Annotated in this window: 29 protein-coding genes and 3 tRNA genes; 13 read left to right on the top strand and 19 right to left on the bottom strand. The window is 58.2% G+C overall.

Features of this window, described 5'->3' with window-relative positions:
- Window positions 1–76 precede the first annotated feature (76 nt).
- Window positions 77–388, top strand: a complete 312-nt coding sequence (locus RHP75_RS05760; protein WP_311090880.1) for a YkgJ family cysteine cluster protein — start codon at window positions 77–79, stop codon at window positions 386–388.
- Between the two features lie 110 nt (window positions 389–498).
- On the opposite strand, the gene RHP75_RS05755 is transcribed toward RHP75_RS05760, so the two are convergent.
- The 6 genes from RHP75_RS05755 to hemA form a co-directional block, all read right to left on the bottom strand.
- Complete coding sequence (locus RHP75_RS05755; protein WP_311090879.1) at window positions 499–1,014, bottom strand: acyloxyacyl hydrolase; 516 nt, start codon at window positions 1,012–1,014, stop codon at window positions 499–501.
- 89 nt (window positions 1,015–1,103) lie between these two features.
- Window positions 1,104–1,889, bottom strand: a complete 786-nt coding sequence (gene murI / locus RHP75_RS05750; protein ID WP_311090878.1) for a glutamate racemase — start codon at window positions 1,887–1,889, stop codon at window positions 1,104–1,106.
- Window positions 1,882–2,640, bottom strand: a complete 759-nt coding sequence (locus tag RHP75_RS05745; protein WP_311091871.1) for a molybdopterin-synthase adenylyltransferase MoeB — start codon at window positions 2,638–2,640, stop codon at window positions 1,882–1,884. Before RHP75_RS05745 ends, murI begins: the two co-directional genes overlap by 8 nt.
- A 19-nt stretch (window positions 2,641–2,659) precedes the next feature.
- Window positions 2,660–3,493: a peptide chain release factor N(5)-glutamine methyltransferase gene (gene prmC / locus RHP75_RS05740; RefSeq protein WP_311090877.1), complete on the bottom strand. Its 834-nt coding sequence runs from the start codon at window positions 3,491–3,493 to the stop codon at window positions 2,660–2,662.
- 51 nt (window positions 3,494–3,544) lie between these two features.
- Window positions 3,545–4,627: a peptide chain release factor 1 gene (prfA, locus tag RHP75_RS05735; protein ID WP_311090875.1), complete on the bottom strand. Its 1,083-nt coding sequence runs from the start codon at window positions 4,625–4,627 to the stop codon at window positions 3,545–3,547.
- A gap of 9 nt (window positions 4,628–4,636) precedes the next feature.
- Window positions 4,637–5,932 (bottom strand): glutamyl-tRNA reductase, encoded by a 1,296-nt coding sequence (gene hemA / locus RHP75_RS05730; RefSeq protein ID WP_311090873.1) that lies wholly within the window; start codon window positions 5,930–5,932, stop codon window positions 4,637–4,639.
- A gap of 183 nt (window positions 5,933–6,115) precedes the next feature.
- On the opposite strand from hemA, the gene RHP75_RS05725 reads away from it, so the two are divergent.
- The 10 genes from RHP75_RS05725 (at window position 6,116) to RHP75_RS05680 (ending at window position 13,231) form a co-directional block, all read left to right on the top strand.
- Window positions 6,116–7,846 carry a tetratricopeptide repeat protein gene (locus RHP75_RS05725; RefSeq protein WP_311090871.1) on the top strand — a complete coding sequence of 577 codons (1,731 nt, stop codon included), beginning with the start codon at window positions 6,116–6,118 and terminating at the stop codon, window positions 7,844–7,846.
- Window positions 7,846–8,463 carry a lipoprotein insertase outer membrane protein LolB gene (lolB, locus tag RHP75_RS05720; protein ID WP_311090870.1) on the top strand — a complete coding sequence of 206 codons (618 nt, stop codon included), beginning with the start codon at window positions 7,846–7,848 and terminating at the stop codon, window positions 8,461–8,463. The genes RHP75_RS05725 and lolB overlap by 1 nt, the downstream gene beginning before the upstream one ends.
- Window positions 8,460–9,335 carry a 4-(cytidine 5'-diphospho)-2-C-methyl-D-erythritol kinase gene (ispE, locus tag RHP75_RS05715; RefSeq protein ID WP_311090869.1) on the top strand — a complete coding sequence of 292 codons (876 nt, stop codon included), beginning with the start codon at window positions 8,460–8,462 and terminating at the stop codon, window positions 9,333–9,335. Before lolB ends, ispE begins: the two co-directional genes overlap by 4 nt.
- A 43-nt stretch (window positions 9,336–9,378) precedes the next feature.
- Window positions 9,379–9,453, top strand: a tRNA-Gln gene (locus tag RHP75_RS05710).
- Between the two features lie 52 nt (window positions 9,454–9,505).
- Window positions 9,506–9,580 (top strand) — tRNA-Gln (locus tag RHP75_RS05705).
- 44 nt (window positions 9,581–9,624) lie between these two features.
- A complete protein-coding gene (locus RHP75_RS05700; protein ID WP_090251437.1) occupies window positions 9,625–10,566 on the top strand; it encodes a ribose-phosphate pyrophosphokinase in 942 nt (313 codons plus the stop codon).
- 114 nt (window positions 10,567–10,680) lie between these two features.
- Entirely contained in the window at window positions 10,681–11,283 is a 603-nt protein-coding gene (locus RHP75_RS05695) for a 50S ribosomal protein L25/general stress protein Ctc (RefSeq protein WP_160013439.1), read from the top strand.
- A gap of 69 nt (window positions 11,284–11,352) precedes the next feature.
- Window positions 11,353–11,943: an aminoacyl-tRNA hydrolase gene (gene pth / locus RHP75_RS05690; RefSeq protein WP_311090867.1), complete on the top strand. Its 591-nt coding sequence runs from the start codon at window positions 11,353–11,355 to the stop codon at window positions 11,941–11,943.
- A gap of 33 nt (window positions 11,944–11,976) precedes the next feature.
- The gene (gene ychF / locus RHP75_RS05685; protein WP_311090865.1) at window positions 11,977–13,077 is read left to right on the top strand and encodes a redox-regulated ATPase YchF; all 1,101 of its coding nucleotides are present in this window, start codon (window positions 11,977–11,979) and stop codon (window positions 13,075–13,077) included.
- A 77-nt stretch (window positions 13,078–13,154) separates the two neighbouring features.
- Window positions 13,155–13,231, top strand: a tRNA-Met gene (locus tag RHP75_RS05680).
- A 329-nt stretch (window positions 13,232–13,560) separates the two neighbouring features.
- Here RHP75_RS05680 and RHP75_RS05675 read toward each other — a convergent pair.
- The 5 genes from RHP75_RS05675 to RHP75_RS05655 all read right to left on the bottom strand — a co-directional run bounded on the left by RHP75_RS05675 (window position 13,561) and on the right by RHP75_RS05655 (window position 17,265).
- Window positions 13,561–14,550, bottom strand: coding sequence for a tyrosine-type recombinase/integrase (locus RHP75_RS05675; protein ID WP_311090864.1), 990 nt, complete (start codon window positions 14,548–14,550; stop codon window positions 13,561–13,563).
- A complete protein-coding gene (locus RHP75_RS05670) occupies window positions 14,547–15,827 on the bottom strand; it encodes a hypothetical protein (protein ID WP_311090863.1) in 1,281 nt (426 codons plus the stop codon). The genes RHP75_RS05675 and RHP75_RS05670 overlap by 4 nt, the downstream gene beginning before the upstream one ends.
- A gap of 56 nt (window positions 15,828–15,883) precedes the next feature.
- Window positions 15,884–16,195 carry a hypothetical protein gene (locus tag RHP75_RS05665; protein ID WP_311090861.1) on the bottom strand — a complete coding sequence of 104 codons (312 nt, stop codon included), beginning with the start codon at window positions 16,193–16,195 and terminating at the stop codon, window positions 15,884–15,886.
- A gap of 532 nt (window positions 16,196–16,727) precedes the next feature.
- The gene (locus tag RHP75_RS05660; protein ID WP_311090860.1) at window positions 16,728–16,991 is read right to left on the bottom strand and encodes a hypothetical protein; all 264 of its coding nucleotides are present in this window, start codon (window positions 16,989–16,991) and stop codon (window positions 16,728–16,730) included.
- Window positions 16,984–17,265, bottom strand: coding sequence for a DNA-binding protein (locus RHP75_RS05655; RefSeq protein WP_311090858.1), 282 nt, complete (start codon window positions 17,263–17,265; stop codon window positions 16,984–16,986). Before RHP75_RS05655 ends, RHP75_RS05660 begins: the two co-directional genes overlap by 8 nt.
- A 98-nt stretch (window positions 17,266–17,363) precedes the next feature.
- Between RHP75_RS05655 and RHP75_RS05650 the strand changes: the two genes are divergently transcribed.
- Both RHP75_RS05650 and RHP75_RS05645 read left to right on the top strand, forming a co-directional pair.
- Window positions 17,364–17,681, top strand: a complete 318-nt coding sequence (locus RHP75_RS05650; protein WP_311090857.1) for a DNA-binding protein — start codon at window positions 17,364–17,366, stop codon at window positions 17,679–17,681.
- A gap of 435 nt (window positions 17,682–18,116) precedes the next feature.
- Window positions 18,117–18,746, top strand: a complete 630-nt coding sequence (locus tag RHP75_RS05645; RefSeq protein WP_311090856.1) for a hypothetical protein — start codon at window positions 18,117–18,119, stop codon at window positions 18,744–18,746.
- Between the two features lie 19 nt (window positions 18,747–18,765).
- On the opposite strand, the gene RHP75_RS05640 is transcribed toward RHP75_RS05645, so the two are convergent.
- The 8 genes from RHP75_RS05640 to rimI form a co-directional block, all read right to left on the bottom strand.
- The gene (locus RHP75_RS05640; protein WP_311090854.1) at window positions 18,766–19,404 is read right to left on the bottom strand and encodes a hypothetical protein; all 639 of its coding nucleotides are present in this window, start codon (window positions 19,402–19,404) and stop codon (window positions 18,766–18,768) included.
- A 37-nt stretch (window positions 19,405–19,441) separates the two neighbouring features.
- The gene (locus RHP75_RS05635; protein ID WP_311090853.1) at window positions 19,442–19,903 is read right to left on the bottom strand and encodes a hypothetical protein; all 462 of its coding nucleotides are present in this window, start codon (window positions 19,901–19,903) and stop codon (window positions 19,442–19,444) included.
- A 97-nt stretch (window positions 19,904–20,000) separates the two neighbouring features.
- Complete coding sequence (locus RHP75_RS05630) at window positions 20,001–20,288, bottom strand: HigA family addiction module antitoxin (RefSeq protein WP_311090852.1); 288 nt, start codon at window positions 20,286–20,288, stop codon at window positions 20,001–20,003.
- Window positions 20,288–20,566, bottom strand: coding sequence for a type II toxin-antitoxin system RelE/ParE family toxin (locus RHP75_RS05625; protein WP_260496798.1), 279 nt, complete (start codon window positions 20,564–20,566; stop codon window positions 20,288–20,290). The genes RHP75_RS05630 and RHP75_RS05625 overlap by 1 nt, the downstream gene beginning before the upstream one ends.
- Before the next feature lie 442 nt (window positions 20,567–21,008).
- Window positions 21,009–21,917, bottom strand: coding sequence for a DMT family transporter (locus RHP75_RS05620; RefSeq protein WP_311090849.1), 909 nt, complete (start codon window positions 21,915–21,917; stop codon window positions 21,009–21,011).
- Between the two features lie 3 nt (window positions 21,918–21,920).
- A complete protein-coding gene (gene can / locus RHP75_RS05615) occupies window positions 21,921–22,565 on the bottom strand; it encodes a carbonate dehydratase (RefSeq protein ID WP_160088338.1) in 645 nt (214 codons plus the stop codon).
- Window positions 22,566–22,667: 102 nt separating this feature from the next.
- A complete protein-coding gene (locus tag RHP75_RS05610) occupies window positions 22,668–24,578 on the bottom strand; it encodes a 5'-nucleotidase C-terminal domain-containing protein (RefSeq protein ID WP_311090846.1) in 1,911 nt (636 codons plus the stop codon).
- Window positions 24,579–24,706: 128 nt separating this feature from the next.
- Entirely contained in the window at window positions 24,707–25,159 is a 453-nt protein-coding gene (gene rimI, locus RHP75_RS05605) for a ribosomal protein S18-alanine N-acetyltransferase (RefSeq protein WP_090251416.1), read from the bottom strand.
- Window positions 25,160–25,174 lie beyond the last annotated feature (15 nt).

Genomic DNA, 25,174 nt, shown 5'->3' with positions numbered 1-25,174 from the left:
CTGGATGGATAAAGCGCCAGCCACCCTACGTCGGCAGCAGACGCCGCAATAACACCGATGACGTACACTGCGCGGCATGAGTCAGAACATCCCCCATACCCAACTCGCCGACGAGCAGGCTGTCAGCTGTAGCAACTGCGCAGCCTGCTGCTGTCAGCTGGAAGTCATGCTAATCACCGACACCGGCGTGCCGCCGCGCTATATCGACACCGATGACTGGGGTGGCGAAGTCATGCTGCGCCTGGACGACGGCTGGTGCGCCGCGCTGGACCGCGACAGCATGCGCTGCACCATCTACGAAGTGCGCCCACTGATCTGCCGCGAATTCGAAACCGCCTCCCCCGAATGCCTGGACGAGCGCAAAAGCATGAGCAGCATCTACCGCTGAGTGCGCGGCTTATTGCCGAGATAAAAACTCATCAGGAACAATCTCTGACGTCGCCCAGCGACGGCCATAAAAAAGCCGGATCGCAATCCGGCTTTTTAACCAATAACCCGCTAGAAACTCAGACGGTAATGCAGGCTGTAACTCTCGACCCCATCATTCGGCTGCTTCAAGCCAGCGTTGGAATAGTGCAACGCCCGCACGCCGACTTCCTGCCCGGAGAAGCGCAGGCCAAAACCGATGCGGTCTTCAAACTGGAAAGACGAGCCCAGGTCATTGTCTTCCAGCTCGGTGCTGCTGAATGCCGCAATACCAATCCCGGCTTCGATATAGGGCTTGAAGCGCTCGCCGGCAAACTCATAGACGAACACCGGGCTGAGCGAAAGGCTGTGGTTGCTGGAGGCTTCGTCACCGTCCCAATAGGTGTAGGCCGCATCCCAATAACCGGTGAGGCGACCGACATCACTGGCAAACCAGCTCTGGTTGAAATCGAACTGGGTGCCCAGGCGGTAGGTCATGGTCGAGTCGCCGGTTTGGCCAACCGCCACGCTTAGATCCATCGCCTGCACTGCACTGACGTGCCCCCAAGCCAAGGCTGCCAACACAGCCAATGTCACGACTTTTCTCATGGTAATAATCCTTATCCACCCAAGTAGAAGCTTGCTGACACTGCTTGAGAGTATAGAAATCTTTAGCTGCAGAGAAAGCCGACTTACGGCTAAACAGCGCTGACCAGCGCCTCCGCGCCCCACAACAACGGCAACACCCGCTGCATGGCTGCGGGATCACCGCTCGACCAGAACTGCGCAGGCTGCGCCGTGCCACTGGCGAGCAGATCATGGCTGGTTAGCAGGCGCTGGACTTGCCGCGCCACCGCCGCGCCCGTGTCGATCAGGCTGATCGAATCCGGAACCAGGCTGCGCAGCAGCGGTTTGATAAAGGGGTAATGGGTGCAGCCGAGAATCAGCGTATCGCAGCCTTCAGCCAATAGCGGCGCGACAAAGCCCTGCAGCAACTCGCGGGTAGCCTGGCTATCCAACTCACCGGCTTCAATCCGCTCGACCAGCCCCGGACACGGCTGAGTAATCACCCGTACATCGCTGGCAAAACGGTCGAGCAAGGCGGCGAACTTGGCGCTTTTCAGCGTGCCGGTGGTGGCCAGCACGCCCACCACGCCGGATTGCGTCGCGGCCGCCGCAGGCTTGACCGCTGGTTCCATACCCACCAAGGGCAGCTGTGGATACAACTCACGCAACTCGGCAACACCTGCCACCGTGGCGGTGTTGCAGGCCAGCACCAGCGCCTTGGCGCCCTGGGCCAGCAGAAATTCGGCCAGCACCCGGCAGCGTTCGCGGATAAATTCCGGGCTCTTTTCGCCGTAGGGCACATGGCCGCTGTCGGCGACATACAGCAGTGACTCATTCGGTAGCAGCGCGCGAATTTCGCCCAGCACCGACAAGCCGCCGACGCCGGAGTCGAACACACCAATCGGCGCGTTACTCACCGCTGGTCACTCCACACACGCTGCAGCCTGGGTCACGCTTGACCCGCAGCTCGCGAAAACGGCTGCCCAGCGCATCGATCAACAGCAAGCGGCCGACCAGGGGTTCGCCAAATTGCGCCAGCAGCTTCAAGGCTTCCAGCGCCTGCAGGCTGCCGACCAAACCGACCAGCGGGCCGACCACCCCGGCTTCGCTGCAGGTCAACTCTGCCTCGCTGCCGTGGCCGTAGATGCAGTGGTAGCAAGGGCTGTCATCGCGCCGTGGATCGAACACCGAGAGTTGGCCCTCCAGGCGGATCGCCGCACCACTGACCAGCGGCACCTTGGCCGCTACGCACGCGGCGTTGACCGCTTCGCGGGTGCTGAAGTTGTCCGAACAATCCAGCACCAGATCCACTGCCGCCACCGCGGCGGCAAGGGAGTCGCTGTCCAGCCCCTGGCAATGAGTTTGCAGGCGCAACTGCGGGTTGATCGCCAGCAGGCGCTTGCTCGCCGAGTCGACCTTGCTCAGGCCAATGCTGGCGGTGTCGTGGGCGATCTGCCGTTGCAGGTTGGTCAGATCAACCGTATCGAAGTCCGCCAGATGCAACTCACCGACCCCGGCGGCGGCCAGGTACAGCGCCACCGGCGAGCCCAGGCCGCCAAGGCCGATAATCAGCGCTCGGCTGTGTTTCAGGCGCAGCTGGCCGGCGATATCGATCTGTTGCAAGAGGATCTGCCGGCTGTAGCGCAGCAGCTCCTCGTCATTCAGCATGTCTTGCGGGCTCATGGCGTCACTCATTATCGAAGCGTCCCAGACTGATGCGCTCATGGCCGCCGAGGTCACGCCGGCTTTCCACCGCACTAAAGCCACGCGCGCTAAGCAGCTCGCGCACTGCTGCAGCCTGGTCAAAGCCATGTTCCAGCAGCAGCCAGCCGCCTGCTTGAAGATAGTCCGGTGCCTGCTGGATGATCAGGCGAATATCGTCCAGCCCGTCCGCGCCGGCCACCAGGGCGCTGCTTGGCTCGAAGCGCACATCGCCTTCGGTCAGATGCCGATCAGCGGTGGCGATATAGGGCGGATTGCTGACGATCAGCTGATAGCGCTGCCCGGCCAGGGCACTAAACCAGTGACTTTCAACAAAGCTGGCATTGGCCAGTTTAAGCCGCGCGCCATTGCGCTCGGCCAGGGCCACCGCCTCCGGCACACGGTCCACACCGGTTATTCGCCAGGCCGGGCGCTCGCTGGCCAAGGCCAGGGCAATCGCCCCTGTGCCGGTGCCGAGATCAAGCAGCGCAGCAGGCGTGGCAGGTAGCAGCGCGAGAACGGTTTCCACCAGCAGTTCGGTATCCGGCCGTGGGATCAGCGTATGCGAGGCAACTTCCAGCTCCAGGCTCCAGAAGCCCTGCTGGCCGAGGATATAGGCCACCGGCTCGCCGGCCTGACGCCGAACGATTGCGGCCTGATAACGCTCAAGCTGCTCAGCCTCAAGTTCGCGTTCCGGCCAGGTGTGCAGGTAACTGCGCGACTTGCCCAGGGCATGGGCGAGCAATAACTCGGCATCCAAGCGCGGTGTAGGCGAGTCGGGCAGTTCGGTGTGGCTAAGTAGGGATTCGATAGTGACCATGGGCTTTATTTCCGTAGCCCGGATGCACTCCGGGACATGCTCAAACCCGCATCAATCGCCCAACGCGGCCAGCTGATCGGCCTGATATTCCACCAGCAGTGGCTCAATAATCGCTTCCACGCCACCGGCAATCACTTCGTTGAGCGAATACAGGGTCAGGTTGATACGGTGATCGGTGACTCGCCCTTGCGGAAAGTTATAGGTGCGGATGCGCTCGGAGCGGTCACCGGAGCCCACCAGCAGTTTGCGCGAGTCGGAAATTTCCTTGTGCGCAGCGGCTTCCTGTTGATCCTTCAACTTGGCCGCCAGCCAGGCCATGGCCTTGGCGCGGTTCTTGTGCTGCGAGCGCTCTTCCTGACATTCCACCACGGTGCCGGTGGGAATGTGGGTGATGCGGATCGCCGAGTCGGTGGTGTTGACGTGCTGACCACCGGCGCCGGAGCTGCGGTAGGTGTCCACGCGCAGATCGGCCGGGTTGATGTCGATGGCCATCTGCTCATCCGGCTCGGGCAACACCGCAACCGTACAGGCCGAGGTGTGGATGCGGCCCTGGGATTCGGTTTCCGGCACGCGCTGCACGCGGTGCGCACCCGACTCGAACTTGAGCTTGCCGTAGACGTTGTCGCCCTCGACCCGGGCAATCACTTCTTTATAGCCGCCATGCTCGCCTTCGCTAGCCGACAGAACTTCCACCCGCCAGCCCTGCTTCTCGGCATAACGCGAGTACATGCGGAACAGGTCACCGGAGAAGATCGCCGCCTCGTCGCCACCGGTGCCAGCGCGTACTTCGAGGAACACGTTACGGCCGTCGTTGGGGTCCTTTGGCAGCAGCATGCGCTGCAGCGTGGCCTCCAGCCCGATCAGCTGCTCCTTGGCTTCGGCGACTTCTTCCTCGGCCATTTCGCGCATGTCCGGGTCGCTGTCCTTGAGCAGCGCCTGGGCGCCTTCAAGGTCGGCCTGCACTTTGCGGAATGCACTGAACGCCTGGTACACCGGCTCAAGCTCGGCGTACTCCTTGGAGTAGGCACGAAACTGCGGCTGATTACTGATCACTTCAGCATCGCCGAGCAGCGCGGTCAGCTCTTCGAAACGATCCTGCAACAGGTCGAGTTTATTGATCAGTGACGCTTTCATTGCAGACCTTTATTGAGTGGCCGAGCTGCTATGGGTAGAAGCAGGCGGCGCGCCCTCGTCGAGGGCAAACAGTTCTTGAGCCACGCCCAGCGCATCGACGCGGCCATCGGCTGAGAATTTTTTCAGCTGCACGCTGGGCGCATGCAGCAACTTGTTAGTCAGACCGCGAGCCAGCAACGCCAGTACATCCTCGGCCGAGCTGCCGTTATTGAGCAGGCGCAGGGCCTTGTTCAGCTCCTCGTCACGCAAGCGCTCAGCCTGCTGGCGGTAGGCCTTGAGTACATCCACCGCGGCCAGTTCGCGCAGGCGCTGCATAAAGTCGCGGGCGCCCACGCTGACCAGTTCTTCGGCGGCCTGGGCCGCGCCCTGGCGGCTCTTGAGGTTCTCCGCGATCACCTCATGCAGGTCATCGACGGTGTAGAGGTAAACGTCGTCCAATTCGCCGACTTCCGGCTCGATATCGCGCGGTACGGCGATGTCGACCATAAAAATCGGCTTGTGCTTGCGCTGCTTCAGCGCCCGCTCGACCGCGCCCTTGCCGAGAATCGGCAGCTGGCTGGCAGTGGAACTGATCACGATATCGCTGTTGACCAGCTCATCAGGGATTTCCGAAAGCAGCACGGCATGTGCGCCAAATTGTTCGGCCAGGCTGCTGGCGCGTTCCAGGGTGCGATTGGCGACGACGATGCGCTTGATGCCCTGATCGTGCAGATGGCGAGCCACCAGGCTGATGGTCTCGCCGGCGCCGATCAGCAGTGCCTGGCTGCGGTGCAGATCGGCGAAAATCTGCTTGGCCAGGCTGACGGCAGCGAAGGCCACGGATACCGGGTTTTCGCCAATCGCGGTATCGGTGCGTACGGTCTTTGCGGTGCTAAAAGTGGCCTGAAACAAGCGCCCGAGCAGCGGGCCGAGGGTGCCGGCCTCGCGGGCCACGGCAAACGCCGACTTCATCTGACCGAGGATCTGCGGCTCGCCCAGCACCATGGAGTCCAGCCCCGAGGCCACGCGCATCATATGGCGCACGGCTTCGTCATCGGCATGGATATAGGCGCAGGCGCGCAGCTCTTCGAGGCTCAAGCGATGGTAGTTGGCCAACCAGGCCAGCACTTCGTCAGCGCTCGACTCGTCCTGCTCGAGGTACAGCTCACTGCGATTGCAGGTCGAAAGAATCGCCGCCTCCCGACTGCTGGTACGCTGGCAGAGCTGCTGCAATGCCTCAACCAACTGCTCGGGAGTGAAAGCCACGCGTTCGCGGACGTCCACCGAGGCGGTCTTGTGGTTGATACCGAGGGCAATAAAGGCCATGCACGTCGCTGACAGGGAGTGGAAGCCGACAATTGTCCTACTTCGGCAAAGCGAGAACAACCACTGCGGCCTATTGTCCCAATAGCCAGGTTTATCTATTAATCCGCATCATTGCAGCCCATGGGCTTGCCCCAGCGCTTGTGTCATGATGCCCAAACCGCAGGTTGGCCACATACTCTTCCTATGAATAGATCCTTCGCGTTGCTGACTGCCGCTGCCTTTTTAAGCGGTTGCCAGACTTTTGCCCCCTCTGCCCCGGATGGCACGCCGCCGGTGGAAGACCCCGCTGTTGTCGCCGCAAAAACCCAGCCACAGGTTTACCGCAACTTCAGCCAGGAAACCCTGCTGTCGCTGCTGATCGCGGAACTGGCGGGGCAACGTAACCGCTTCGACATTGCCCTGGAAAACTATGTAGAACAGGCTAATGCCACCCAGGATGCAGGCGTCGCCGAGCGCGGTTTTCGTATAGCCGAGTACCTGGGGGCCGAGCAGCCTGCGCTGGAAACCAGCCTGCTGTGGGCCAAGACCGCGCCCGAGAATATCGATGCGCAACGCGCCGCTGCTGTACAACTGGCGCGCGCCGGTCGTTACGACGAATCCATGACCTTTATGGAGCAGGTGCTGCAGCGTCAGGGCGATACGCATTTCGACTTCCTCGCCCTATCCGCTGCTGAAACCGACCCGGACACGCGTGCTGGCCTACTGCAAAGCTTCAACCGCCTGCAGGCGAAATACCCGGAAAACAGCCAGCTGCAATTTGGCAAGGCCCTGTTGCTGCAGCAGGATGGCCAACCGCAAGAAGCTCTGGAGCTGCTGGAGCAACAACCCAGCAAAGATCGCCCCATCGCCTCAATCCTGCTGCATGCACGCCTGCTGCAAAGCCTTGAGCGTAACGACGACGCCCTGCCACTGCTGGAAAAAGGTATAGAGCAGCACCCGGACGACAAGCGCCTGCGCCTGACCTATGCACGCCTGCTGGTGGCCGAAGATCGTTTGGATGAAGCCAAGGGCGAGTTTGCCTCACTGCTGCAACAACACCCCAATGACGACGACCTGCGCTTCTCCCTGGCGCTTGTCTGCCTGGAAGCCAAAGCCTGGAAGGAAGCGATTGTCTACCTGGAAGAGCTGGTCGAGCGCGGCAGCCACAGCGAAGCGGCGCACTACAACCTGGCCCGCGCCTACGAAGAACTGGATGATATCCCCAGCGCACTGATCGAATACGCCTTGGTTGGCCCCGGCAATGACTACCTGCCCGCCCAGGCCCGCCAGAGCGACCTGCTGTTCAAGGCACAACGCGCCGATGAAGCCTCCGAGCGCCTGCGCCAGGCCCGCGAGAGCCAACCCGACTACGCTATTCAGCTGTACCTGATCGAGGCAGAAGCCTGGTCCAAGCAGCAGGACACCGAACGCGCCTGGCAGCTGATCCAGCAAGCCCTGGAACAGTTTCCGGAAGACCTCAACCTGCTCTACACCCGCGCCATGCTGGCGGAAAAACGCGATGATCTAGCTCTACTGGAAAGTGACCTGCGCTTTATTCTCGAGCGCGAACCAGACAATGCCATGGCCCTAAACGCCCTGGGCTACACCCTGGCCGACCGCACCACGCGCTACGCCGAAGCCAAACAGCTGATCGAGCAAGCGCACCAGCTCAACCCGGAAGACCCGGCGATTCTCGACAGCCTCGGCTGGGTAAATTACCGCCTGGGCAACCTAGATGAGGCTGAGCGCTTACTGCGCCAAGCGTTGCAGGCATTTCCCGACCACGAAGTCGCCGCCCACTTAGGTGAAGTGCTGTGGGCACAAGGCAAACAGAAAGAAGCGCGCAAACTCTGGCGTGAAGCCCTGAAACAGCAACCCGACAGCACAATCCTGCGCAGCACCCTGCTGCGCCTGACCGGAGCAGAGACACTCTGATGCTTGCGCGCTACCTGATAGTTTTCAGCCTGATCACATTATTGGCAGGCTGCGCCGGCTTGACCTCCCGCGAAGCCCTCGAAGGCCAGGGCGACGCGCAAAGCTGGCAAGCCCACAAGCAGCAGATCAGCAGCCTGGACGCCTGGCAGATCAACGGCAAAGTCGGTATCCGCGCGCCGCAAGACTCCGGCAGTGGCACCCTTTTCTGGCTGCAACGCCAGGATTACTACGACATCCGCCTGTCCGGCCCACTGGGTCGCGGCGCCGCTCGCCTGACCGGCCGCCCTGGTGCAATCCAGCTGGAGGTCGCCAATCAGGGCCGCTACCAGGCCGAGTCGCCGGAACAGCTGCTGCAAGATCAACTGGGACTGAACCTGCCGGTTTCGCACCTGCTCTGGTGGATTCGCGGCCTACCCTCACCCGACAGCAAAAGCCGCCTGAATCTCGACAGCCACAGCCACCTGGCGCAACTGAGCCAGGACGGCTGGCACGTCGAGTACCTGAGCTATGCAGAACAGAATGGCTTCTGGCTGCCGGAGCGCATCAAGCTCAGCGGCTTTGATCTGCAAGTCACCCTGGTGATCAAGGACTGGCAACCGCGCCAGCTCGGTCAATGAGCGCCCCGGTAATACCCGCCGCTGCCGAACTGATTCTGCCGGCACCGGCCAAGCTCAACCTGATGCTGCATATCCTCGGCCGCCGCGCCGACGGCTATCACGAACTGCAAACCCTGTTTCAGTTTCTCGACTTTGGTGACGAGTTGGGCTTTGCCCTGCGCACCGATGGCGAAATTCACCTGCATACGCCCATCGACGGCGTACCCCACGACAGCAATCTGATCGTGCGTGCCGCGCGCCTACTGCAACAGCACGCAAACTGCGCGCAGGGCGCTGATATCTGGCTGGACAAGCGCCTGCCCATGGGCGGCGGCATCGGCGGCGGGAGCTCGGATGCCGCCACCACCCTGCTCGGCCTCAACCATCTGTGGCAGCTGGGTTGCAGCGAAGATCAACTGGCCACACTGGGCCTGAACCTCGGAGCAGACGTACCGGTATTCGTACGCGGCCGCGCGGCCTTTGCCGAAGGCGTGGGCGAAAAGCTGCAACCGGTTACCCTGAGCGAACCCTGGTTTCTTGTCGCGATTCCGCAAGTACTTGTCAGCACAGCGGAAATTTTCTCCGACCCCGAGTTGACACGGGATACGCCGCCCATTAAAGTTCGCAGCCTTCTTGAGGGGGGTGGTCGTAACGACTGCCAGCCGGTAGTCACGAAGCGTTATCCAGAAGTTCGTAACGCTTTGATCTTGTTGAACAAATTTGTTCAAACCAGATTAACCGGCACTGGAGCTTGTGTGTTTGGGAGCTTCCCAAACCAGGACGATGCTGATAAAGTCGCCCGCCAACTTCCAGCCACTTTGCCAAGTTTTATTGCCCAAGGCCGTAACATTTCGATGTTGCACCGCAAGCTCGAAACATTGGTCAGGAAGTGAATGTTCGCTCTTAGTAGTTAAGAGCACAGAGTTGTACGGTAATAGGGGCGTCGCCAAGCGGTAAGGCACCAGGTTTTGATCCTGGCATGCGTTGGTTCGAATCCAGCCGCCCCTGCCATTTCCGCCCTGGAGCGGATACACAACTCAAAGCATTCGGTTACACAGGATACAGGGGCGTCGCCAAGCGGTAAGGCACCAGGTTTTGATCCTGGCATGCGTTGGTTCGAATCCAGCCGCCCCTGCCATTTCTGTACTCATCCAGGTAACCCCCAGCCGGCAGGTACTGCGCGTGTCCAAGATGATGGTTTTTACGGGGAACGCTAACCCCGATCTGGCGCGACGTATCGTACGTCAGCTGCACATTCCCCTCGGTGATGCTTCTGTCGGTAAGTTTTCCGACGGCGAGATCATGATTGAAATCAATGAAAACGTCCGCGGCAAAGACGTCTTCCTGATTCAACCGACGTGCGCGCCAACCAACGATAACCTGATGGAACTGGTAGTGATGGCTGACGCCTTCCGCCGCTCATCAGCGACCCGAATTACTGCAGTTATCCCCTACTTCGGCTATGCCCGCCAGGATCGCCGTCCGCGCTCCGCCCGCGTGGCAATCAGTGCCAAAGTTGTGGCTGACATGCTCACCGTTGTAGGCATCGACCGGGTTTTGACCGTCGACCTGCACGCGGATCAGATCCAGGGTTTCTTCGATATTCCGGTAGATAACATCTACGGCTCCCCAGTACTGGTGGACGACATCGAAGACCAGCGTTTTGAAAACCTGATGATTGTCTCCCCAGACATCGGCGGCGTAGTGCGTGCACGCGCTGTGGCCAAGTCCCTGGGTGTTGACCTGGCGATCATCGACAAGCGCCGCGAGAAAGCCAACCATTCCGAAGTGATGCACATCATCGGTGATGTTGAAGGCCGTACCTGCATCCTGGTCGACGACATGGTGGATACCGCTGGCACCCTGTGCCACGCCGCCAAAGCGCTGAAAGAACACGGCGCATCGAAAGTCTTCGCTTACGCCACACACGCTGTACTGTCTGGCCGTGCAATCGAAAACATTGAAAAATCCGTACTTGACGAGCTGGTGGTGACCAACACCATCCCGCTGTCCGCCGCTGCGCAATCCTGTTCGCGTATTCGCCAACTGGACATTGCCCCGGTAGTCGCTGAGGCGGTCCGCCGCATCAGCAATGAAGAATCGATCAGCGCGATGTTCCGTTAATTCGGTATACGCCCTGAGCGCAAACGCCCTGCCCTGACGGCAAGGCTTTTCAACCAACCGTCCCGTCGCTGGTCGCAAGCGTAAGGGACGGTTTGGTTATTTTGGAGAAGTGAAATGACTGAATTTGCCCTGAATGCCGAAGTGCGTTCCGACCTGGGGAAAGGTGCGAGCCGCCGCCTGCGTCGTAACGTTGCCATGGTTCCTGCCGTAATTTACGGTGGCGAAAAAGCTCCACAATCGATCAGCCTGCTGGCCAAAGAACTGGCCAAACTGCTGGAAAACGAAGCAGCCTACAGCCACGTGCTGAGCCTGAACGTAGCCGGCAGCAACGAAAGCGTGATCATCAAAGCCCTGCAGCGCCATCCAGCCAAAGGCTACGTGCTGCACGCTGACTTCGTTCGCGTAGTCGCTGGCCAGAAACTGACCGCTATCGTTCCCCTGCACTTCATCAACCAAGAAACTTCAGTTGGCGTTAAGCAGCAAGGCGGCGAAGTGTCTCACGTGCTGTCGGAAGTAGAAGTTTCCTGCCTGCCGAAAGACCTGCCGGAATTCATCGAAGTCGACATGGCTGCCGTTGAAGTGGGTCAGATCGTTCACCTGGCCGACCTGAAACTGCCGAAAGGCGTTGAGCTGGTTGCACTGGCTCACGGTAACGACCTGGCAGTGGCTAACATCCACGCCTCCCGCGTTGCTAAAGACGAAGGCGCTGCCGAGTAATCCTCGCAGTGTCGGAAACCAGCTCGGTATGCGATTCTGCCGAGCTATTTCCACAAAAGGGCTCCTGACATGACTGCCGTACAACTGATCGTTGGCCTGGGTAACCCCGGCCCTGAATACGACCAGACTCGGCATAATGCTGGAGCCCTTTTCGTTGAGCGCCTGGCTGACAGCCAGCGCATCAACCTGAGCCTCGACAAAAAGTATTTTGGCCTGGTTGGCAAATTCAGCCATCAGGGCCGCGATGTTCGCCTGCTGATCCCCACCACCTTTATGAATCGCAGCGGCCAGGCCGTAGCGGCATTGGCGAATTTCTTCCGCATCCCGCCGGAAGCCATTCTGGTGGCGCACGACGAACTCGACATGCCCCCCGGCGTCGCCAAACTCAAACTGGGTGGCGGGCACGGCGGACATAACGGGCTGCGCGACATCATCGCCCAGCTCGGTAATCAGAATAATTTTTACCGCCTGCGGCTTGGCATCGGCCATCCCGGGCACAGCAGCATGGTTTCCAACTTCGTCCTCGGCCGCGCACCACGCAGCGAACAGGAACTGCTGGACACCAGCATCGACTTTGCCCTGGACACCCTGCCGGAAATACTCGCGGGCGACTGGAGCAAAGCCATGCACAAGCTGCACAGCCAGAAAGCCACCTCCTAACTCTTTACCGCCATTCGCGCGAGGGACAACACCATGGGATTCAACTGCGGCATCGTCGGCCTGCCCAACGTCGGCAAGTCCACCCTGTTTAACGCCCTCACCAAATCCGGTATTGCGGCCGAGAACTTTCCGTTCTGCACCATCGAGCCTAACAGCGGCATCGTGCCGATGCCTGACCCACGCCTCGCGGAGCTGGCAGCCATCGTCAACCCCAAGCGCATACTGCCCACCACCATGGAATTCGTCGATATCGCCGGCCTGGTAGAAGGAGCATCAAAGGGTGAAGGCCTGGGCAACAAGTTCCTCGCCAACATCCGTGAGACCGACGCCATCGCCCACGTGGTGCGCTGCTTCCAGGACGATAACGTGATTCACGTTGCTAACAGCGTCGACCCCAAGCGCGATATCGAAATCATCGACCTCGAACTGATCTTCGCCGATCTCGACAGCTGCGAAAAGCAACTGCAGAAGACCACTCGCAATGCCAAGGGCGGCGACAAAGAAGCTGTGGCACAGAAAGCCCTGCTGGAAAAGCTCATCCCCCACTTCAGCGAAGGTAAGCCAGCGCGCACCCTGATGAAGACCCTGGGTGACGACGAGAAGCAACTGGTACGTGGCTTCCACCTGCTCACCAGCAAGCCGGTGATGTACATCGCCAACGTCGCTGAAGACGGCTTCGAGAACAACCCACTGCTCGACATCGTCCAGGCCATTGCCGATGCCGAAGGCGCTCCCGTGGTGCCGGTATGCAACAAGATCGAAGCAGAAATCGCCGAGCTGGATGATGGCGAAGAAAAAGACATGTTCCTCGAAGCCCTGGGCCTCGAAGAACCCGGCCTGAACCGAGTAATCCGCGCGGGCTACGAACTGCTCAACCTGCAGACCTACTTCACCGCAGGCGTCGAAGAAGTCCGCGCCTGGACCGTCCGTGTCGGCGCCACCGCTCCGCAGGCTGCTGGCGTGATCCACACCGACTTCGAAAAAGGCTTTATCCGCGCCGAAGTAATCGCCTACAACGACTTCATCCAATACAAAGGCGAAGCTGGCACCAAAGAAGCCGGAAAATGGCGCTTGGAAGGCAAGGACTACATCGTGAAAGACGGCGACGTCATGCATTTCCGCTTTAACGTGTAAGCGATTGATCGCGCGCAGAAATTTTCGCAGAACAGGGTTGACACCCAACCCCAAGACGCGAATAATGCGCGCCACTCGGCTACGTAGCTCAGCTGGTTAGAGCATAGCATTCATAATGCTGGGGTCCGGGGTTCAAGTCCCTGCGTAGCCACCAAACAAAACAAGGGTTTACCGAAAGGTAAGCCCTTTTTTGTTTTTGGGGTGTCCCACAAGTGTCCCTTTCTTGTCTCACGACTATCGCCACGCACTAAGCCAACAAACGTCGCTAATAGACTACCTATAGCGAAAGGCTTACACGCGCTGACTGCAATCGCCTCTGTTACCACTTGCTCCCCGAATCTAATCTACACACATCAACTGAAGCGCAGGACGCGCTCAGGATCAAGGATGATCGGCCATGGCCTAGGAGGCTTCTGACAGGATGTCAGAATGGTCTTGAAGAAACCCGCTTCGGCGGGTTTTTTGTTGCCTATTGAAAATGCATCAGGCCGAGTTCTGATTGCCAGTCAGCAAAGCCAACGGCGAAAAGGTCAGCGCCGTGGCGAAGTGATCAGGGGCCAGATGCGAATAACGCATCGTCATCTTGATATCGCCATGGCCAAGGATTTTCTGTAACGCCAGGATGTTCCCGCCCTGCATCATGTAGTGGCTGGCAAAGGTGTGTCGCAGGATGTGGGTTAGCTGGCCGGGTGTATGTAGCCCCGTTCGCTCATAGGCTTTACGGAAGGCCGACCGGCACGAACTGAACAACCGCCCTCCCCCTGGATAACCCCGCTCCAATATCAGCGCTTGCAGATCAGACGGTATTGGCACTGATCGACCCTTGCCGTTTTTCGTCCTGGCAAACCTGACTAGACAGTTTGCGACTTCCGCGCGCGTGATGCTTTCGGCTTCATCCCATCGAGCACCCGTTGCAAGGCACAGCTTGGCGACAGGCAGCGTATGGCTGTTGTTGGATGCCGCGCATTCATCGAGGACGAGCCGGCAATCGTCCAGGCTCAAGAACGTCAGCTCTACCTCATCCACTTTCAATTGCCGCAGGTTGGCCACGGGGTTGGCCTCATTCCAGACGCCTAGGCGGATCAGCTCATTGAACACGGATTTGATGTAGCGATGCTCATGGTTGACCGTCGAGGCCGTACAGGTCTTCAAGCGCTCCATACGAAAGCGGCTGAAATCCAGGGCAGTGAAGCTTGAGGCTATCGGGTTGCCCAGCAGCTCAACCACAGCCAGGGTGCGCGGCAGCCGGTATTTGTCTTTCAGGGTGCAGCCGTGCAGCTCATGCCACACGTTAACCAGATCGGATAAGCGCTCGCCTGGATCACGTCCGCGAGACGAGTATTGGCGCTTGAGGTCGATCACCCAGCGTTCGGCCTCGGACTTGGTGCGAAATGCCTTCTTGCGCTTACGGATGCCGGCAGAACGATCCAGCCAGAAATCGACGTCCCAGCCGTTTTCGCCCTTGGTGATCATACGGCCCTACCCCATCGCACACTCCGCTCCTCAAGCAGGTTTTTGATGTGCTGGTAAATGCCGTACTCACTTACCTCCTTTGCCGCGTAGTGATCCCGTATAACGGGCCAACAGTCCCATTGTTTTAGGGTGCAGAAAGCCTTTTTTGCGCCCACTCGCTCCCGTGCCAGCAGGCTTACGAAGTTTCCCAGGAAGAGTTCCACGTTCTTGCCGGAGAAGCCCCGCGACGTCTTGTAGTAGCGTTTGTATTCCGTGTCATCGAGCAGGGAATCAACCGGCAGATCAACGCGCACATCATCGCGAATCAGCGTCCAGATAGGCGCGTAGTAACCAGGGCGAGCAAGCAACTTGAATTGACGCAGGCCATAGCGCCACAGCCCGTCCAGATGCCCGGCAAAGGCTGCAAACGAACGGGTGTCGATGACTTCACCGGTTTTCACATCCAGGGAGCCGCTAGCGAACTGCTGGATGATGGAGTGGTGATAACGCAGCTCTACACGCCATACTGGTTGCTCAGGGTCGTAGTTCTCCGGATCAGCAGAATCGAAGCTGTCACGACGACGCCAAACGCTTTCCCAGTAGTCGAGCTTGTCGGTGGCCTTGGCCTGCTCGGTTTTGTTGTAGATACACAGTTGCACGCCACCGGCAGAGCCAAACATGGACGTTTCACCGCGGCCGTAGGTGCTGGATTTGGTCGCCCAGCTGATTTCACTGATGCCGGAAATATCACGGTGCGTCCGGGCCTTGCAGTGCATGCGGGCCACCAGATCGGCGGGAGGCGTCCAGCCCTGCAGGTCTAATGCAAGGTGGACGGCACACTGGTTGATTTCCAAGTGGGTCAGCACCTGGGCAGCATAGAAATCTAACCGAGCCTGCAGACGCTCAGGCGACAGGCTGTCGATGGTGTGCGGTGACACTTCGATTTTCAGATGCGGGCCGATGCAGTCCAGCTTGGCGTTGAAGTTCTTCACCAACAGGATGATGCCCAGGTCTGCGTTCTGCAGCTTGTACTGGTAGCCGGAGTCACGCCCTACCCGGCCCGAGTGCCAACGCTGGCCCGCAAAATCGACCATGACGCCCGGCACCTCAAACAGCGCCATGACTTCTGGGCGTACCAGCCCCTTGTACAACTGGCGCACGGTATCGACGCCACAGCGCAGCAGGCGAACGCCTGACAGGTCGGCGAAACCCGTCTGACCTATGTCGAGAAAGAGCAGGCCTTTGTCTGACTCAAGACCGGTGTGTCTATCGACTCGGATTAGATCTTTAACTGACATTCGATACCCCTTTATTGACTGGTTACCACTGTTTCAATAGTTAGTTATATGACGTGTTACAGGGACGTCAGCGCACCGGCGCGAGCCTCGCTCGCGCCGTCGTTCTGAACCGAGCCACTCCCGCGCTCGCGAGTACGCGCCTCACCGCTGTCGCGCGTTCGCGCGCCTCGTGCCTCGGCGTGCGAACGAACGACAGCCGTGGCGCACAGCTCTTTTTCAATCAGGTTTATGGGATCTATTACTTGGTCAGGCGGTTGCTCTTGGCAGGCTTGTTCCAGGGTGATGGGGAACAGTTGCAGGCGGCCATCGGGCGGTAAATTGGCAAACCACAGGAAGGCGCTGAGCAACACCAGAAAAAGCATGTGCATGCAGTCAGCAAAATGCAGCGGTGCGGGCTGGGCGAAGCACACCAAGGGCGCTGCCCTTGTCATCCCGCTCTTGCCGCCGAGGGCTCGGAAGCATGGGGCGGAGAAGCTACCCCATGCTCCCGTTGATAGGCTGTTCATAGGCATACCGCGTCAAGGGTGCGCTGCGCCCGTGCTTCCGTTCGACGGAACGGTGGAGCTGTTCCGACGAGCCGGGAGCGCGGCCCTTGACCCAGCCTGTGTAGGGTGGGGAATACGGCCCAGTACGTTGCCGGAACCATGCCGGTCGCGGTGCCGTATTACCCCAATAGTGAGGATGTCTGAAAAAGGCACTTCAGACGGGGTGCGGCTATCGCCCGATAGGCTCATCACCATGAAATAGGGGTAATCCCACACGCCGTCTTTAGGAAGCACAACACCCAGGATGTGCATGCAGCACCAGTAAGGTGGCTCGCCTTCATCCATGTGCAACTCCATCAGCACAGCTTGGCCCAGGTAGGCCGTGGCGGTGGCTGCATCCAGGGCAACACGCTGGCTAGGCATGGCTGTAGTCCCCCGCTTTGAACTCGGTTTTGCCCTTGAGCAGGTCCGCACGCAGGCGGGCGAGGTTGACCATGCGGAAGTCGGCTAGCCGCATGCTAGGGATGGTGCCGCTATCCACCCAGTCGACTGCCTCTTCGACTGATATGCCGCTCATCTCGGCAAAGGTGCGTACGCTGCAAAGATCATCAATGCCAGCACCCAACGCCCCACCATTGCCATCCGCTTTCGGGTGCGGCGCGTGGTCTGGCTTATCCATGGGCGTAATCCCCCTGGGAGAAAATGGTTTTGCCTTTGGCCAGATCGGTGCGAATCTGAGCCAGGTTGACCACACGCGGGCGGCCCATTTTCACGCTGGGGATCGTGAAGCTCTGCATCCAAGAAATAACGGTATCGACGCTGACACCCAACATTGCCGCGTACACCTCTTTGCTACACATGAGGGCGTTGCGACAGTCGAGGTAGATCACTCGCTTGCCATCCAGATCAAAGCTCACATCGAAAGGTGGTTCGTTTACATGCTGTGTGGTCATCGCCTATCCCTGCCTCTGAAATGCTCATAAACTGTGGTTAAAGGGGGTTTCAGCAGACAAATATGTTGTCTGTCGGGACGACTATACAGACAACATATTTGGCAGACAAACTGTTTGCCTTTTACTTATTAGAACCTTTCGGAATGAGAGAAGAGCGAATTAGGGCTTTAGTGAAATATCTAAGCCCTGCAGTGGTTTCCAAGAAGACAGGCCTCGAGCGGCGCCGCTGGGGTACCGTCGCCCACAATTTGAAGGTGAAGGTGCGTATCGAGGACATGGATGCGCTGCTTGACGCATTTCCTGAATACGAGCTGTGGATTTGGAAGGGAGAGGTCGACCCAAGCAAAGGCCAGATCAGCCCGGCCTACGCCGAAGCAGACGTAAACTTGGAAGAACTCAAAGCGGGCAGCAGATAAACAGCGAAAGTGGCCCGGCGATGGTTCGCCAGATTAAAGCAGGTTGATTAATTCAACGGGAAGAATAAGTAATGTCAAAACCCACAGCCATCCCCCCACCTCCAAGAAGCACAATATTAGGAGGCCTTAGCGACTATAGTGGCGGTATAGCAGGTGGACTAATACCACCACCGCCGCCAGCTCAGTCTCTTGTTGAAGGCTCTTGGTTTAAGAATAAAGACATTACCCTTGACGGGTGGAGATTTAATTCCTGCCGTTTCGATAGTTGCAGGCTATTTGTTTACACGCCAACTTTTACCCTGGACAAGTGCCATATATCGGAAGACTGTACAATTTACTACATGGGAAATTCGATAAGGCTTATCCAGCTCTTTAATAACCGAAATGAGTATATACGGGATCATTACCCGGATTTTGCTGCTAAAAAGCACCCGGATGGGACGATTACAATTGGCGCCTAATCTCAATGCCAAAGCGGCTTTAACAGCAAAATTCAGCTTCCTGCCAAGAAGAAGCCAGATTTTTGTAGTCACAACAATCCTGATATCAGCGGCTGCAGCCTTTGCTGGAATTATATTTCAGTGGTATGAAAAGCCTGGAGCAGCAGGGCCCTACTCGGTCGCAGCAATATTTGCCCTAATTTCCTCGGTCGGTTTTTTAATTTCACACAGAAATTCTGACTTGGCTGATGCAACTCAAACCCAACTCCGCATAAACAGGGATGAGATTATCTTCTCTGGCGACCCCCGCATGCCTGAACACCAAAGAACTCTGCTAGCAATGTCAGAGGCTTTTGCTGCGATGGCGCACATGCGACCACTTCCAGCAGCAGACGGGCTGATCGACAGCAACGGACAACCGATCCCGAACTCTGAAGCGCAGGCAAAATTAGTAATAGATGCGGCGAATGAAAAAGCAAGTCAACTGATGATCGACTCCCTAGCGGCATTGGGCAGCGCACAAAATGTCCCTGATATCCCGCGCTCTGTTGGGGTCGCTGAAATGGGGAGCTTTATTACTAGCGAAGCCCAGATGAGTGGAAATAGGACTGAACCAGAAGCTTAAAATGCTGAGAAGGTGTCGCCTAAAGCCTTGCAATTACCTCTTGCGCGTAACCCATTACCCTTGCTGAAAGCTTGAATAAATCATGAGCTGATATTTCATTTCTTTCTGAAATATCAAAAATTTCCTCTGCATCATCTTCTCTGCCAGACCCAGGGTCAGGATATCGACCAGCCCAATACACAAAATGTGTTAGCCCTTTTAATATGGCTAACTCCTTATCACTAAGGTCTGGAATAAAACTTGCCAATTCGTGCAACCGATGGTGTCTTGTTTTCTTTTCTAGCTTTGTATACCCGTCTACGCCATGCTTAGCAATTATCATGGATTTAAGGCATATTTCTAAGCTGTAGCCAACAAGCATTAATCCAACAGCGCAGTATTGGCTATCACATACACCTCGTATATTCGGCGGCATCAACTCGAATTTTTGATCCGCTTTAATTACAGCAATGGCAGCTTGGGTAAGCGCATGCGCTTGTGACATCCATAGAACGGGGTTCTTGAGCTCATCACTTGTAGCAGGCTTCGATATATCGACGGGAAACCCGGCCAGAGAGCTCGCAACACCCCATTTATGGCGAGCCAAGGCACTATATCCAAACGGGTCTTTAGAAAATCCTGTTCTGTCCGGATCGAGATACTTACTTAAAATTTTCATAGCCCCTTGAAAACTTAAAATAAAACATAGCGCAAAATTACTTTCCTATACTTACACCTGAGCAATCACTTACCTGCATAGCCAAAGCTGAAACAGTTACCATACCACCTCCCCCAGCGTTATCATACTTTCTAGAATGAGCATCTTGAATATCTTTATCTAAATATGCCAGCGCTTGCATCGATAATAAAGCTTCCAATTTCAGCGCTTCACCCTTCTCTACAGACGGTATAACACTTCGAGATTTCACTATCGCACCAGTGAGCTCTTTAAATATTGCACTTGCCTCTGAGCAATATTTATCACGCAATTTCATTTTATATCTTCTGATTTCGCTAGCTTCTTGCTGAGAACTTCTCAGCTTCTCTAGTTCAACCATATATTCTTGCTTAACCCTTTCAGACTCTCGAGCTGTTTGGTTTGTTACATAAGCAGCGTAGCCTGTACTCAAAGCTGAAACAATAACGGTTACAATGGCAACTGTATTTGAACTACTCACAAAAACCCCTGAAATAATTTATATTACGACCACGAAACAATAACCTAGAAAAGTGGGGACAGATTTATTTAAGGCTGGAGCCCCAACTCAGACTAACTCAGGCAAAAGCCAGCTTGCCAACATGTTGCAGGTCAACATGCTGGCGGGCATTCCATAGATCGTAAGCATCCTGCATAGCCAGCCAACTTTCAGGCGAACGACCAAGAGCTACCGACAGGCGCAGGGCCATTTCTGGCGTTACCCGGCTAGTACCTTTCAGAACACGGCTCAGGGTAGATGGTGCTACACCGAGATTTACCGCCAGTTCGCGGCCGCTGATGCCGTTAGGCTCCAGATAGATATCGTTGATGAACTCACCAGGGTGTGGGGGGTTATGCATATTCATTAGTGGTAATCCTCATAGTCCAGGACGTAAGCGTTTCCGTCGCGAAATTCGAACGTCAGCCGCCAGTTGCCGTTCACCATGATCGACCAGCGCCCTCGCTGCTCACCCTTGAGCGGATGCAGACGGAAGCCTGGGATATCCATATCATCGACAGACAGGGCTGTATCCAAAGCAGCAAGCTGCAACCTCAAACGCTTAGCATGAGCAGCCTGCACACCAGCCGTGCTACCCGTTTCGAAGAGCTTACGAAGCCCTTTGTGCTGGAAAGATTTGATCATCGCCAGAGCCTAGCATGTTGCGCAACACGCAACAATGTGAAGTGTCCCGAAAGGAGTCTGCAAGCCATAGCAGCCACATCGAACGGAGTGATAACATAGCTGGAAAGCCCGTAGTTACTGGTGTCCAGCGTTGACGGCATGTAGTGCCGAAATTTCATAATGCTGGGGTCCGGGGTTCAAGTCCCTGCGTAGCCACCAAACAAAACAAGGGTTTACCGAAAGGTAAGCCCTTTTTTGTTTTCCGGGCAGACTACATTCCAACTACTCTCCCCCGCCCTTGCTGATATTCATCTTGCGTAGAAGCGACGTACGTCTAGCGGCTCGTATCTTGGTGCTCGGGCATCCCGACAATTAAAACGTCCAGTGTCTGTCTTTGCCTCGCAGCCACCACAGTTCTAGCAAACGCGCGCATTTGCTTGCCTGAGAACCTCTACGTGATCACTCAGCGATTTTTTGCGAGCACCTGTGTGCCCAGCAACAGACCAGCGAATATCAACGCAGCACCGGCCCAGTGGTAGGTTTGCAGCCCCTCCCCTAGCAGCAGCCAGCCCAGTAGTGCAGTAAACACTGGCATCAAGTAGTTGGAGAGTGCGGCCTTGGCCGCACCGAGAATGCGGATAGCGTGGTTCCAGGCGAGGTAAGCAAGTAGTGAGGCGAAGATGGCGGTGTAGCCAATGGCAGCCAGGTTGTGTGGTGTCACGCTGAAGTGTGCGCCCTGTGCCAGCTCGTAGAGATAGAACGGCAGAATCAGCGGCACGCCCAGCAGCATCAGTACGCCAAGCAGGGCCAGCGGTGGGATCGGCAGCAGGTAGCTGGCCCAACGCCGCAGCAGCAATGAATAGAGCGCCCAGTCAGCCACCGCCAGCAGCATAATCAGATCGCCTTTATTGAAGGCAAGGCCACTGAGGCTGGCCCAGCTGCCTTTGCTGATCAGCACCAGCAACCCGCCTGCGGCCACAGCCATACCCCACCACGCGCGCCGATGCGGCCACTCGCCAAGCAGCAGGCCCGCGCCGATAAAGGTCATCAGTGGCAGACAGGTGTTGACCAGGGTGATATTGATCGCAGCGGTGGTTTGCGCAGCGGCATACAGCAGGCTGTTGTACCCGGCGATACCGACACCGGCGAGCACCAGCAAGCGCCAGCTGGCCGCACGCAGTGCCGCGCGGTGTTGCCACAGCGGCTTGGCCACGAAGGGCAACAGCAGCACCAGCGCCAGGCTCCAGCGCCAGAATGACAAGGCAAACGGTGGAATCTCCCCGGCAAATGCTCGCGCCACCAGGGCATTGCCGGACCAACACAGCGTCGCCAGCAGCAGGCCGGCCAGCGCGAGACGCACGGAAGACGACATACCTCAGCGCTGACCGAGCGGGCGCAGGCGGTATTGCGGCGGCAGCTGTTCCATGCCGCTGACAGTGACGTTGAGGTTCTTCCAGCGGCCGTCCTTGATGCCGTAGATGCAGCCATGCACCGCCAGCGGCTGCCCACGATGCCAGGCGTTCTGCACGATGGTGGTATGGCTGACGTTGGCCACCTGCTGGATCACGTTGAGCTCACAGAGGCGATCGACCTGCTCTTCTTCGCTGGGCAACTGCGCCAGGTGTTCGCGGTGCTCGTAGTAGAGGTCGCGAATGCTGCGCAGCCAACCGTCGATCAGGCCGAACTGGGTGTCCTGCATCGATGCGCGTACGCCGCCACAACCGTAGTGCCCGGTAACCAGGATATGTTTGACCTTGAGCACATCGACCGCGTACTGGATCACCGAGAGGCAGTTGAGGTCGGTGTGCAGCACCACGTTGGCGACGTTGCGATGCACGAACAGATCGCCCGGCAGCAGGCCGACGATCTCGTTAGCCGGCACCCGCGCATCGGAGCAGCCGATCCACAGGTATTCGGGCACCTGCTGCTGAGCCAGCTTGGCGAAGAACTCGGGATCTTCTTCCTTGATCGCTTCGGCCCAACGCGCGTTGTTGTCGAAGAGGTGCTGTAAATCGCTCATGCGTCACTCCCGGATTCGTCGATGCGCACCATAGGAGCGCCACCGGCTTTTGACAAGCACGGGTTAGCCGCCGTCACAGCAAACAGACGGCAGCGGACTTGATCAGGCGCGACGGCGACGCAACAACCAGACAATCAGCAACACACCCGCCAACAGCACCAGGCTCACGCCCCATTGCAGGGGCCCGGCATAATGGTACAGCTCGGCTGGCTGCAGACTGGGCACACGCAGCATGCGTTGCTCGGCGGCCGCGCCCTGGGTCGGGATATCAGCCAGGCCATCGCCATCCAGATCCGGCATGCTGCGAATATGGTCAAGCAGCCCCTGCCACTCTTTGTATTCCTGCACGCCGGGCTGCTGCGGATCAGCATCAATGATTGCATCCTTGATCGCCGCCAGTGGCCGCCCCTCGGCATCCTTTGGCTGCACGCTGAGCAGACCCTTGGTCAGGTCGCTGACCAGCCAGGTGAAACTGCCGACATAGCTGGTGGCACCGATGCTGTAGAGACGCTGATCGGCCAGGTCCAGCGGCGTGTAACCCTTGATCGGGTCGCCCAGTTCAATCCGGCTGACCCGGTCAAACGGCACGCGCCAGGGGTTGTAGCTGAAGCGCAGGCCGGACACACGCGGGTAATAGCTTTTGCTTTCGCGCACCTGATAGGCCAGCAGCAGTACTTCGAGCAGGTTCTTCAGCTCCTGCCCGCTGACATACACCTTGATCAGCGGATAACCCGGCGCATCATCCAGCTCACCAACGCCCAGCGGAGCGATGCGGAACAGATCAGACACCGCCTGCACGCCATACCGGCCCATGATCAGGTTGTCGCGAATGGTGCCATTGCCGGTGAATGACACATCGCTGCCCGTCGCATGGCGCAGCGCGTCGGTGACCAGATTGCCGAGAATCGGATCGTCATGGGCGCGGGTCAGGGTTTTATCGACCTTCGCCAGCGGCTGGTCGAAGGTGTACCCCTTGGGCGCGAGCATCTGCGCGCTGACCACCTGCTTGAAGTCCTCAACCTTGGCAGTCACCGCAGCGCTGCCGGCAATCTGGTCATTGATCGGGTGCAGCTGGTAATCGACCACCTGCGGTTTGCCATCCGCCGGCAAACGCATACGCAATTCACCCAGGTGCTGAATCTCGGAGCCGGCCTGCATCACAGGCGTGCGCCCATTGACCAGCACAGGCTGCGCCAGAGCCGTGTGCGAGTGACCGCCAACGACGATGTCGATGCCCGGCACCTGTTCGACCAGTTCGACCTCTTCACCGCGCCAGCTGCCGTCTTCCTGCTGCACCACACCCATGTGCGAAAGCAGAATCACCACCTCGGCACCCTCCTCGCGCAGCTTGGCGACCATGGCTTGGGCAGTCGCGACCGGATCGGCAAACACCGCCGGTTTGATCATCGGGCTGACTGCCACGGCGTTGTTACCGAGCAGGCCGAACAAGCCAAAACGAATGCCGCCCTTGTCGATCAGCTTGTAAGGCGCAATGCGCCCGGCCTCGTAATGAACCTGCAAGCTGTCGTCTTCCTTGCGCGCGGGGTCAAAGCCGAGGTTACTCGACAGCAGCGGCATCAGCGCATCGCCCTTGATCTTGTGCGCCGAGCTGATCATCGCGGCCAACCCGGCAGGACGAAAATCGAATTCGTGATTGCCCAGGGTCGCCGCGTCATAGCCCAGCTCGGTCATCAGGCGCAGCTCGCCACCGGTTTCGCGGGTCACGGTGTGAAACAGCGTGCCCATGCTGAAGTCGCCGCCATCGAGCAGCAGCACCGGTTGCTCGCCAGCAGCAGCGCGGCGCTGATCCAGCAAGGTGGCCAGGCGCGCAACGCCGCCGACGGTATCGTCATCGCCGGTGGTCGCTGGGGAGTATTCGTTGTTCGGGCCGAAGCCGAGCAGGCGTGATTGCCAGTCGTTGGTGTGCAGGATGGTAAAACTGCGCTCGGCACTGGTGGCCTGAGCGGTGGCGAATAAGCAGAACACTGCAAGCAACGAAGCAGACAGGCGCATGACAGATCCTTAGGGCAATGGGCGATAAACGCGGCTGCCGGGAGTATGCGACAAGCCCAGCGCCAGGTCAGCGGCGAATAGAGCCGCTGGCGGTAGCCAATCGTGTCAGCGCATGGCCGAAAAGGGATCTAGTCAAACAGCGGGCAGACCATCACCAAGGCATCCTCACGGCCACCGACGGCTGGGTAGTAATCGCGACGCCGGCCAACCTCGTTAAAGCCGTAGCGCTCATAGAGGCGGTAAGCCACCTGATTACTCGCGCGCACCTCCAGAAAACAGTCATTGGCACCCTGCTTCTGGGCCTCCTGCATCAGGTGTTCGAGCAGTTTTAAACCCAGACCACGCCCCTGGCTTTCCGCCTTGACGGTGATATTGAGCAAGTGTGCCTCATCCATGATGATCTGGATCACGCCGTGGCCGACCTGCTGCTGGCCTTCAAACATCACCCAGCAGTTGTAAGCGGTCAGGCTGTCGGTAAAGATGCCGCGCGTCCAAGGGTGGCTGAAGGCGGCATATTCGATTTTCAGCACCGCATCGATATCCGCCGCCGTCATCGGGCGGAAGCTGATTGCATCACTCATTCAGGTTGACTCGGC

It is taken from the genome of Pseudomonas sp. SG20056 (assembly GCF_031764535.1).
Lineage (GTDB): Bacteria > Pseudomonadota > Gammaproteobacteria > Pseudomonadales > Pseudomonadaceae > Aquipseudomonas.
This window is presented reverse-complemented; position numbering and strand designations above follow the sequence as displayed.